The 10,886-nt window shown below is 39.6% G+C and carries 11 protein-coding genes and 1 pseudogene; 9 read left to right on the top strand and 3 right to left on the bottom strand.

What is annotated here, in order from left to right; translation table 11 throughout:
• Together ACNI3T_RS05950 and ACNI3T_RS05945 are read left to right on the top strand one after the other, a co-directional pair.
• Positions 1–130, top strand: a pseudogene (locus tag ACNI3T_RS05950) (J domain-containing protein); the annotation flags it as partial.
• Entirely contained in the window at positions 127–417 is a 291-nt protein-coding gene (locus ACNI3T_RS05945; RefSeq protein ID WP_418227045.1) for a chaperone modulator CbpM, read from the top strand. The pseudogene ACNI3T_RS05950 and the gene ACNI3T_RS05945, both read left to right, overlap by 4 nt.
• Position 418: 1 nt before the next feature.
• Here ACNI3T_RS05945 and ACNI3T_RS05940 read toward each other — a convergent pair whose 3' ends face one another.
• Both ACNI3T_RS05940 and ACNI3T_RS05935 read right to left on the bottom strand, forming a co-directional pair.
• A complete protein-coding gene (locus tag ACNI3T_RS05940) occupies positions 419–937 on the bottom strand; it encodes a GNAT family N-acetyltransferase (protein WP_418227044.1) in 519 nt (172 codons plus the stop codon).
• 12 nt (positions 938–949) lie between these two features.
• Positions 950–3,808 carry a VPS10 domain-containing protein gene (locus tag ACNI3T_RS05935; RefSeq protein ID WP_418227043.1) on the bottom strand — a complete coding sequence of 953 codons (2,859 nt, stop codon included), beginning with the start codon at positions 3,806–3,808 and terminating at the stop codon, positions 950–952.
• 117 nt (positions 3,809–3,925) lie between these two features.
• On the opposite strand from ACNI3T_RS05935, the gene ACNI3T_RS05930 reads away from it, so the two are divergent.
• The 3 genes from ACNI3T_RS05930 (at position 3,926) to ACNI3T_RS05920 (ending at position 6,409) form a co-directional block, all read left to right on the top strand.
• Positions 3,926–5,218 carry an aminopeptidase P N-terminal domain-containing protein gene (locus ACNI3T_RS05930; RefSeq protein ID WP_418227042.1) on the top strand — a complete coding sequence of 431 codons (1,293 nt, stop codon included), beginning with the start codon at positions 3,926–3,928 and terminating at the stop codon, positions 5,216–5,218.
• An 87-nt stretch (positions 5,219–5,305) separates the two neighbouring features.
• Positions 5,306–6,085, top strand: coding sequence for an alpha/beta fold hydrolase (locus tag ACNI3T_RS05925; protein WP_418227041.1), 780 nt, complete (start codon positions 5,306–5,308; stop codon positions 6,083–6,085).
• A gap of 72 nt (positions 6,086–6,157) precedes the next feature.
• Positions 6,158–6,409, top strand: a complete 252-nt coding sequence (locus tag ACNI3T_RS05920; RefSeq protein ID WP_418227040.1) for a DUF1660 family phage protein — start codon at positions 6,158–6,160, stop codon at positions 6,407–6,409.
• A 159-nt stretch (positions 6,410–6,568) separates the two neighbouring features.
• On the opposite strand, the gene thiL is transcribed toward ACNI3T_RS05920, so the two are convergent.
• Complete coding sequence (gene thiL / locus ACNI3T_RS05915; protein WP_322301739.1) at positions 6,569–7,624, bottom strand: thiamine-phosphate kinase; 1,056 nt, start codon at positions 7,622–7,624, stop codon at positions 6,569–6,571.
• 215 nt (positions 7,625–7,839) lie between these two features.
• On the opposite strand from thiL, the gene ACNI3T_RS05910 reads away from it, so the two are divergent.
• The 4 genes from ACNI3T_RS05910 to sufC are packed head-to-tail and all read left to right on the top strand — an operon-like array spanning position 7,840 to position 10,872.
• Positions 7,840–8,169, top strand: a complete 330-nt coding sequence (locus ACNI3T_RS05910) for a HesB/IscA family protein (protein ID WP_141876569.1) — start codon at positions 7,840–7,842, stop codon at positions 8,167–8,169.
• 51 nt (positions 8,170–8,220) lie between these two features.
• The gene (gene sufB / locus ACNI3T_RS05905; RefSeq protein ID WP_322301740.1) at positions 8,221–9,666 is read left to right on the top strand and encodes a Fe-S cluster assembly protein SufB; all 1,446 of its coding nucleotides are present in this window, start codon (positions 8,221–8,223) and stop codon (positions 9,664–9,666) included.
• Between the two features lie 24 nt (positions 9,667–9,690).
• A complete protein-coding gene (locus ACNI3T_RS05900; protein ID WP_418227039.1) occupies positions 9,691–10,074 on the top strand; it encodes a hypothetical protein in 384 nt (127 codons plus the stop codon).
• 48 nt (positions 10,075–10,122) lie between these two features.
• Positions 10,123–10,872 (top strand): Fe-S cluster assembly ATPase SufC, encoded by a 750-nt coding sequence (gene sufC / locus ACNI3T_RS05895; protein ID WP_141876572.1) that lies wholly within the window; start codon positions 10,123–10,125, stop codon positions 10,870–10,872.
• Positions 10,873–10,886: the final 14 nt, after the last annotated feature.

Here is a 10,886-nt window from a genome sequence, read left to right as displayed (position 1 = left end):
AGGTTTTCCAAAGTATAAAAAGAAGGATCAGTTTGGAGATCTTTTTATTACTTACCAGGTTGATATTCCGAAGAATTTGACCGAAGAGCAAAAGGAGCTGTTTCAGAAACTTAAAAACACGGGCTTATGAAAGAGGAAGATTTAATTCCAGCAGAGGAGATTTGTATTCGTTACCAGGTGGAAAGGCAATTTGTTACATCTCTCAAGGATAGTGGAATCATTGAGATCGTGACGGTGCATGAAACTGAATATATACATTGCGATCATCTGGCTAAATTCGAAAAGATGCGCAGGTTGCATGAAGAGCTTGAAATAAACATACAGGGACTTGAAGCGATTAGTCACCTGTTAGGAAAAGTAGAGCAATTGCAATCTGAGAATATTAGGCTTAAAAACAGGCTGGGTCTCTACGAATAGTTTATAGCTGAATTTGGTAAAGCATAAGTTCTGCAGGATCCTTCGGAATTTTAATGTTCTCTATGTGCTCAAAACCTAGTTTCTCTAATAACTTTTGTGAACCCGTATTATCAAGTCTGGTAATTGCCTGTAAAGCTTTCAAGCTGAAGATATTTTTAGCTGCTTTAACCAGCGTGGTAGTAGCTTCAGAAGCATAGCCTTTTCCCTCGTATTCTGGAAGAAAAGCGAAACCCAGATCAATCTCCTGAAGGCCTTCCCGATCATATAAACCACAGGCGCCAATCTTTACATTATCTACTTTTCGAATCACACAATAATTAGAAAATCCCAGTTTATGTAATTGCGGTAGCATCCTGTCCTTAATATAAGTTCTGGAATCTTCAATATTACGCAGATTGCGATCTCCAATATACTGAAGCCATTTGGGAGAATTGTAAAGCTGGAAAATAAAAGCAGCATCATCCAGAGACATAGGTCTCAAAAATAATCGCTCAGTTTCAAAGCTTCGAAATTCTCCCAATTAGCCAGGTTTTTATTTTACTTCAAAAGTAGATTCTGTAGTGGAGCCGTTCAGTTCGAGAATCATTTTATAAGAGCCTTTTGGAATATAGAATTTCTCGTCCTCAGCTTTAGAAATACTGGTTTTTTCGTCCTGCTTCTCTAGTTTTTTAGCTGAATCTTCTGTAATACTAAGATTATAAGATCCAGTATTGAAGCCTTTGTCTGCTTCGATATTCATCGATTGCAGAGTAGTTCCATCTTCTGTCTGTATTTTCAGTTTCCCATTTCCTTTCTTTGAAGTGTAATAGGTAAATCCTAGTTCAGGAGTATAAGGATCCATCCATTTGCTATAGGAATTCCCCCATCTGTTACTGAACCTGATCTCTTTTTCCGAAGAAATAGTTAGCGCAGATTTGATATCGTCCATATTCATCGCTGCAATTGCGGAAATATCTGCGATATAAAGGGATCGACCATGAGTTCCCACAACCAGATCCTGTTCTTCTTCCTGAACTCGAAGATCGTGAACTGCTACATTAGGAAAATTGGTGCTAAATGCCTGCCAGCTATCTCCACGATCCAGGCTTACATAAAGTCCATTATCTGTTCCTAAATAAAGTACATTCTCATTGGATGGGTCTTCCCGAATCACATTTACAGGAGATATTGGTAAGTTTGCGCTGATGTCTTTCCAGTTCTTTCCTGAATCTTCAGATACATATACATAAGGCTTAAAATCATCAGATCTGTAACCATTTAAACTGGCATAAACACGATCCTTAGAATGTTCAGAAGCGATCACACGCGAAATCCAAAGGTCCTGTGGAAGATCTGCACTTAGTAATTTCCAGTCTGCACCGGCATTATCACTTCCGTAGATATAACCATCATCACTTCCAGTATAAAGTTTTCCGAATTGAAATGGAGATTCAGAAATTGTAGCCAGAGTTCCATAAGGTACATTTCCATCTTTGCCACCACCGGTTAAATCTTTGGAAATACTGGTCCAGCTTTCCCCCTGATCCATACTGCGCATCAACTTATTTCCACCCATATAAAGGATGTCCTGGTTATGAGAAGATAGAAGAATGGGCGTTTGCCAGTTGTAACGATAAGGACTTTCGCCCAATTCGTGTTTTGGATGTATATAAAGACGCTCGCCAGTTTCTCTGTTTATTCTAAAATAATTTCCAAACTGAAAACCGGTATATACGATATCAGAATTTCTGGAATCGATCTCCACCTGCATTCCATCACCGCCCATAATACTTTTGTAGTTGTAGTCTCCGGAAGCGGCCCAGCCATTGCTTTCAGTATTCGTGTGTGGTCCAACCCATACGCCATTATCCTGAAGTCCGCCATATACATTATACGGTTTTTCATTGTCTACATTAACCGTATAAAATTGCCCGACTGAAGGTGAATTGTTCTTTACCCAGTTTTCACCATCATCATAAGAGATATTGATTCCGCCGTCATTCCCGTCAATTAGATGTCCGCTTTTTTCTGGGTTGATCCATAAAGCATGGTGATCTGCATGTACATTTTGAGCATCGATAGAAGTAAAGGTTTTACCTCCATCTTTGGATTTTAGGATAGGCACTCCATATATATAGATCGCATTTTCATCCTGTGGATCCACATGCACCATCCCAAAATAATAACCATAACTATAATAAAGATCATCAAGGTAATCCTCATGGGTGATTTTCCATGTTTTACCGGCATCTGTACTTTTATAGACCTGGGCTCCAATTACTGGCGTATCAAAAAGTTGAGTATTGGCATCTTCCAGGTACGTGGCCAGATCCTGCGGTTTTGCCTCATCTTTCCGGATCATTTCCTTCACTTTCTCTGCGGTATATTTCTTCTGAAAATCATTAGACCGCAGGTAAGTTTCCAGTTGTTTATCATCAAGCTTCAGAAAAGCAGATTTTTTCATATTTCTTAAATCATCTTTTTTAAGTCCGCTTTTATCTGAAGATTTTTTGTCTTCAGACTTTCTTCGATCCTGATTATCTACTATCGCGTAGATCGTATTGGAATCGTAGACAGAAAGACCAATTCTTCCTACTCCGTCGCCTGTTGGAAACCCGGAAGCTTCCGTAGAGATCTTTGTCCAGCTATCCCCGGCATCGGTACTTTTATAAATTCCACTGTTTTTACCACTTTCTCTAAAATCCCATGCTTTACGATCCTTGTCCCAGGCAGCCGCGTACATTTCGTTGTAGTTTTCAGGATTCACCGCAACATCGATGATCCCGGTTTGCTCATTTATAAAGAGGTTTTTGTTCCAGGTTTTTCCACCATCTGTAGTTTTATAGATCCCTCGTTCACTGTTCGAGGAGTAGAGGTGACCAGTTACGCCCACTACCACTTCATCAGGATTTTCAGGATTAATTAGAATTCGACTGATATGATGTGAATCTGGAAGACCCATGAATTCCCAGGTTTCTCCCTGGTCTGCCGACTTCAATAAACCTATCCCGGCGTAGGAAGAACGGGAAGCATTCACCTCACCGGTTCCAACCCAGATCGTACCAGAATTCCAGTCTACAGCGATATCGCCAATATTTTGCGAAGGACTGTTGTCCATCACCGGCGTAAATGAAATCCCGTTATTATTAGTGTACCAAAGACCGCCGGTTGCATAAGCTGCATAGAATTCGGTTGGATCTTCGGGATTCACCGCAAAATCTGTGATTCGTCCACTCATTACGCTAGGTCCAATATTCTGGAGCGGAATGTTCTTTACGATGGATTGCTGGTGTAGTTCCTGTTTTTGTTCGAAGCCTTCTTGTAAAGCTTCTCCGCTAGTAGCAGTTTGTTGTGCAATAATAGGAGAGATCCCTATCAAAAAAGCACCAAGAAAATGGTAAGTTCTTTTCATAATTTATTTTGTAGTGCTTAAAAATAGCAAAACCCGCGCATACCCAAAATTTTAAACGCCTTTAATGGCTTTTGGAGTCAAATCCCTTAATTTTGAAGAAATTGAAAAATACTGTTTATGAAATATGATCGAATAGATTCGAAACTCTTTATAAAGAACCGTAAGAACTTTATGGACAAGATGAAGCCTAAAAGTCTGGCGGTTTTTAATTCAAATGATATTTATCCAATTGGGGCAGACAGCACGATGCCTTTTCAGCAAAACAGAGACCTCTTTTATTTAAGTGGAGTAGATCAGGATGAGAGTATTTTGGTCCTGTTTCCAGATGCTCCGGAAGAGAAGCACAGGGAAATCCTGTTTCTGACTGAAACGAATGAACATATTGCGGTTTGGGAAGGTGCTAAACTTACTAAAGAAGACGCGTTTGATGTGAGTGGTATTCGCACAGTTTACTGGATGAAAGACTTTGAAAAAGTATTTTTTGAAGTAATGACTCAGTGCGATACGGTATACTTAAATACAAATGAGCACTATCGCGCCAATCATGATACCCAGACCAGGGATGAACGTTTTATCAAGTGGTGTAAGGATAAATATCCTGCTCACCAGGTGGCAAAAGCCAACCCGATCCTGCAAAGACTAAGGTCTGTAAAAGATCCTATCGAGCTTGACTTAATGCAGAAAGCATGTAACATTACTGAAAAAGCTTTCCGCAGAACTTTAGGTTTTGTAAAGCCTGGAGTTTGGGAATACGAGATCGAAGCGGAGTATTATCATGAAATGATTCGTAACAGGTCCAAAGGTTTTGCATACACGCCAATTATCGCCAGCGGTAACAGTGCCAATGTTTTGCATTACGTTGAAAATAATAGACAGTGTAAAGCGGGTGACCTTATCCTTCTTGATACAGGAGCAGAATATGCTAATTATTCCAGTGATCTAAGTAGAACCATTCCGGTTTCAGGCCGGTATTCAGATCGTCAGAAAGAGGTTTACAATGCCGTAAACAAAGTTAAAAAAGAAGCGACTAAAATGCTGGTTCCGGGAACTATGTGGAAAGAATATCATGTTGAGGTTGGTAAGATGATGACTTCTGAATTGCTTGCGCTTGGACTTCTGGACAAAGCAGATGTACAGAATGAAGATCCAGACTGGCCGGCATACAAGAAATATTTTATGCATGGTACTTCACACCATATCGGTCTGGATACCCATGACTACGGAATTTTGACAGAACCTATGGAAGCAAACCAGGTATTTACCGTAGAACCGGGAATCTACCTTCCTGATGAAGGCTTCGGAATTCGTCTGGAAGATGATGTGGTCATTCAGGAAAAAGGAGAGCCTTTCAATCTAATGGGAAATATCCCGATCGAGATCGAAGAAATCGAAGACATTATGAATTCTTAGAAAAGGATTTAGAAATTGAAGTTTAGAAATACCGTGAATACCAGACTGCAAATCCTGGGATTCACGGTATTTTAATTTTACACTATTATGAAACTACAATATAAAGACAACGAGATCTTTTATACGATTACGGGAACAGGCCACACGAAAATTCCTTTGGTCTTGCTCCATGGTTTTTTGGAAGATATGACGATTTGGGATGACTTTAAAAAAGGGCTGGGAAAGGAACGGCAAATAATTTGCATAGACTTAGCCGGTCATGGAAGGTCAAAAGATTTTTCAGGATCGCATAGTATGCAGGAAATGGCAAATATTGTAGCTGCTGTTCTTAACGAAACTGGAATACAGAAAGTTAGCCTGGCAGGTCATAGTATGGGTGGCTATGTTGGTTTGGAATTCCTCGATAATTTTCCTATGATGGTGAAAGAAATCATGTTGATTAATTCTACACCATCTGAAGATACTGTAGAACGAAAAAAGATTCGGGACAGGTCTATAGATATAGTGGCGACCAACAAGGATGCTTTTATAAGTATGGCAATTTCCAATTTATTTTCTGCTGAAAGTCGGGAAGTTTTTAAAGATGAAATCGATCATTTTAAACAAGCTGCTTTCAGGTTGAATATTGAAAATATACAGCAAACGCCAAAAGCTATGCGAGATCGAAAAGATCATACTGCGACTTTGAAAAAATTTGAAGGAGGTAAAAGATTTATTGCTGGTGAGGATGATACGCTAATCGAAATTACTGATATTCAGAAGCTGGCAATAGCAACAAATTCAGATCTTACAATTCTTGAAGGAGGTCATAATTCTTGGATGGAAATGTCAGAAAAATTATACAAAAACATGCTTTTTATCGATTAATTTAACCTTTTAATCGAAACATTAACTTTTTTTTATACTTTAGAGTCTTAGAAATCAGAAATTTATACACCTATGAATAAAAAACACTTTAGCTCGTTCTCTGTTACAAAGGTTCAATGCAACTTGTTTGGTCATAAATTAAAAGTTTCTAAAAACATCACGAACCATGTTCACGAATACCAATGCTGCAGATGTGGTATGGAGATGACCGATACGGCTGATGGACTGCTTGCAAGACTTACACCAAAATTTAAAGAAACAAATGCCTATCTGGCAAAAATCCATCAAAAACGACAGCAGGCTTTTTACGCGGAAGCTTCTTAGCAGTTTCAGTTTAGTTCGCTGCTACTTCCGATCTATATTTTTAGAATAACTCTCTTTCTGGCTAAATCAAGATAAAAATACTGTATTGACTTGTTCAATAATAGCCTGTACCCAACCAAATAAGATGATAACATACTGGCCGAAAAGCCGTTTCGGAAACTAATCCTCTTCCTTATCCATTGAATTCCAACCTCTGGCGATTAGTGGTAATTTTTGATTTGCGCGGGTCACCAGGTGCATGCCCTCATTTTCTTCAGTCATATGTCCGATTACAGTTAAATGCGGGTTCCCTTTGATCTTATCGTAATCTTCCTGCGCAATGGTAAATAATAATTCGTAATCTTCACCACCGCTTAAAGCGATCGTAGTGCTATCGATATTGAATTCCTCACAAACTGAGATCACAGCAGGATCCAGCGGAATCTTCTCCTCATAGAGATTGGCGCCTACTCTTGAATTCTTGCAGAGGTGGATGATCTCAGAGGACAAGCCATCACTGATATCGATCATAGAATTTGGCTTTACACCAAGATCGCTCAGAAGCTTAGCGATATCCTTTCGGGCTTCAGGTTTTAATTGTCTTTCAATAAGATAGGTGTACTGCTCAAGATCTGGTTGAGAATTTGGATTCGCTTTAAAAACCTGTTTCTCACGCTCCAGTACCTGAAGACCCATATAAGCAGCTCCAAGATCACCGGTTACCACGAGAAGATCGTTAGGTTTAGCACCATCCCTGTAAACAATATTCTCCTTTTTGGCATGACCAATTGCCGTAACGCTGATCATAAATCCCGATGTAGAAGAAGTGGTGTCTCCACCAATAACGTCGACATTATAAACTTTCGATGCTAATTGTACACCGGCATAAAACTCTTCCAGCGCTTCTACCGGAAACCTGTTCGATACAGCGATAGAAACTGTGACCTGGCTCGCAGTGGCATTCATTGCATAGATATCAGATAAATTAACCATCAGAGCTTTGTAACCCAAATGTTTTAGTGGCATATAAGCAAGATCAAAATGAACACCTTCAATCAAAAGATCTGTGCTTATTACGGTTTCTTCAGCATCAAATTGCAGAACAGCAGCATCATCTCCAATAGCTTTTATCGTAGAATCAAGTTTTGGACTAAAATGCTTGGTTAAGTGTTCGATCAAACCGAATTCACCTAATTCTGAAAGGTTCGTCTTACTTTCCTGACTATTATCAAACATGCAATGAAAATTTAGAATGCAAAAATACAAAGATTAATGCAATTCAGAAGATAGCATGGAAAGCTTCTGAAGTCGCAGAAATATTGCCTTGGTGACTACTGGAATTTCTATCGAAGACTTCTATGATTCAATTCTTAAAACATATTCCTAGTCTATGGTAAACCGCTTGTTTTATAGTATATTTGCACTCAATTTAGAATTAATCTTTATAGCTTATGATTAAAGTTAGCGAAGAGGCTAAAAAGAAAATTTCCGTCCTCATGACCGAAGAGGGTTTTAATGCTACAGCAGACTACGTTCGGGTAGGAGTGAAGAGCGGAGGATGTTCTGGGTTGTCTTATGAACTTACATTCGACAATAGCCAGGCTGAAGGCGATAAGGTCTTCGAAGATAACGATGTTAAGATCGTTGTTGACAAACGCAGTGTACTTTATCTGGCTGGAACTATTTTAGAATATTCCGGAGGATTGAATGGAAAAGGATTTGTTTTTAATAATCCAAATGCACAAAGAACCTGTGGATGCGGTGAAAGTTTTTCACTGTAAAAATTATGTATCGGTTACTACCGATCTTTAATTTAATTAGAATTACGAAGAATGGCATATACTGAAGACGATTTAAAGAAAGAGCTCGAAACCAAGGAATACGAATACGGATTTTATACAGATATAGAATCTGATACTTTTCCTGTGGGCTTGAACGAAGATATCGTAAGAGCAATATCCAAGAAAAAGGAAGAGCCGGAGTGGATGACGCAATGGCGTTTGGAAGCTTACCGGGAATGGGAGAAAATGGAAGAGCCGGACTGGGCTAATGTAAATTATCCAAAACCAGATTTCCAGGCGATCTCTTATTACTCAGCTCCAAATAAGAAACCGAAGTACGATAGTCTTGACGAGGTGGATCCGGAATTACTGGATACCTTTAAAAGGCTGGGGATTTCTCTTGATGAGCAAAAAAAATTAGCCGGTGTTGCAGTTGATGTAGTAATGGATTCAGTTTCTGTAACTACAACTTTTAAAAAGACGCTTGCTGAAAAAGGAATTATTTTCTGTTCTATTTCTGAAGCGATCAAGGAACACCCAGAACTTGTTAAAAAATATCTTGGAACCGTGGTTCCGCAGAAAGATAATTTCTATGCAGCCCTTAACTCGGCAGTTTTTAGTGATGGTTCTTTCTGTTATATTCCTAAAGGCGTTCGATGCCCAATGGAACTATCTACATACTTTAGAATAAACCAGGCAGGAACCGGACAGTTTGAGAGAACGCTGGTTGTTGCAGATGAGAGCAGTTATGTGAGTTACCTGGAAGGTTGTACTGCACCATCCCGTGATGAGAACCAACTGCACGCAGCAGTTGTGGAGCTTATCGCTTTGGATGATGCGGAGATCAAATACAGTACGGTACAAAACTGGTTCCCCGGGAACAAAGAAGGAAAAGGTGGAGTTTTCAATTTTGTAACCAAACGTGGACTTTGTGAAAAAGGAGCAAAGATTTCCTGGACTCAGGTAGAAACAGGATCTGCAGTTACCTGGAAATATCCAAGCTGTATTCTGAAAGGTGATAATTCGGTAGGAGAATTTTACTCAATCGCCGTGACCAATAATTTTCAGCAGGCAGATACCGGAACTAAGATGATTCATCTTGGTAAGAATACTAAGAGTACGATCATCTCAAAAGGTATTTCCGCAGGAAAATCTCAGAACTCTTATCGTGGTCTCGTACAGATCAATGGTAGAGCCGAAAATGCCCGTAACTTTTCACAATGTGACTCCCTTTTAATGGGGAATGAGTGTGGAGCTCACACCTTCCCTTATATTGAAGTTAAAAATAAATCTGCTCAGGTAGAGCACGAGGCTACAACCAGTAAGATCGGTGAAGACCAGATCTTTTATTGTAATCAGCGTGGTATCGATACTGAAAAAGCAATCGCATTGATCGTAAATGGTTTCAGTAAAGAAGTATTGAACAAACTTCCTATGGAATTTGCAGTAGAGGCTCAGAAATTATTAGAGATCTCGCTGGAAGGTTCAGTTGGATAATTGATTCTGAAGACAACTTGATCAATGAGAAGGTTTTTTGAAATAATGATCGTGGCTATTTTGTTCGTATCCTGTCAGGATGATGAGCAAAAGGAACTGGATATCGAGCCTGTAACTGCTAAAGTTCAGGATAGTCTGGAAGTGCTTCAGGGAGACTTTGTTTATGTAGCTGATGCTGCTGTACTACGAGGAGAGAATTTCGTGTACGGTGTTAAACAGGATTCCGTTGCAATGCTACTTTCAGAAAAAGTAAGCGATCTGAAATCTGATGATTTTGAGATGATCCCGGTTCGTGTTAGAGCCAAGATCATGGCTAATCCAAGACTGGAAGGCTGGGATGAGATCATCGAAATTAAGGAGATCCTGGAAATTTCAGGCGCCAGTATTTCAGATTCAATAGATAAATAAAAATAGAATATCAAACAGTCTGCTTCGGCAGATTCAGAAATAACAGACATGCTTAAAGTAAAGAATTTACACGCCAGTATTGAAGATAAAGAGATCCTGAAAGGAATTAACCTGGAAATCAAACCAGGAGAGGTTCATGCGATCATGGGGCCAAATGGTTCCGGGAAAAGTACCCTTTCTTCGGTAATCGCAGGAAGAGAAGAGTATGAAATGACTGAAGGTGAAATGATGTTCGAAGGGGAAGACCTGAACGAACTTGATCCTGAGGAAAGAGCTCACAAAGGAGTGTTCTTATCATTCCAATACCCTGTGGAAATTCCTGGTGTCTCTGTAACCAATTTTATTAAAACAGCGATCAACGCTCAAAGAAAGGCGCACGGGCAACCGGATATGCCTGCGAATGATATGCTGAAAATGATTCGTGAGAAATCTGAAATGCTGGAAATCGATAGAAAATTCCTTTCCAGATCATTGAACCAGGGTTTCTCAGGAGGAGAGAAAAAACGTAACGAGATCTTCCAGATGGCGATGCTTGAACCAAAATTATCTATTCTTGATGAAACAGATAGCGGACTTGATATCGATGCTCTGAAGATCGTTGCAAATGGCGTGAACAAACTTCGCTCTAAGGATAACGCGGTATTGCTTATTACGCATTACCAGAGATTGCTTGATTATATCGTACCAGATTACGTACATGTATTGGTGGACGGAAAGATCGTAAAGTCTGGAGGAAAAGAACTTGCTTACGAACTGGAAGAAAGAGGATACGATTGGGTAAAGCAGGAAACAGTTTAATACTCGAGTCGAGA

Source organism: Christiangramia qingdaonensis (assembly GCF_048381525.1).
Classification (GTDB): Bacteria; Bacteroidota; Bacteroidia; order Flavobacteriales; family Flavobacteriaceae; genus Christiangramia.
This window is presented reverse-complemented; position numbering and strand designations above follow the sequence as displayed.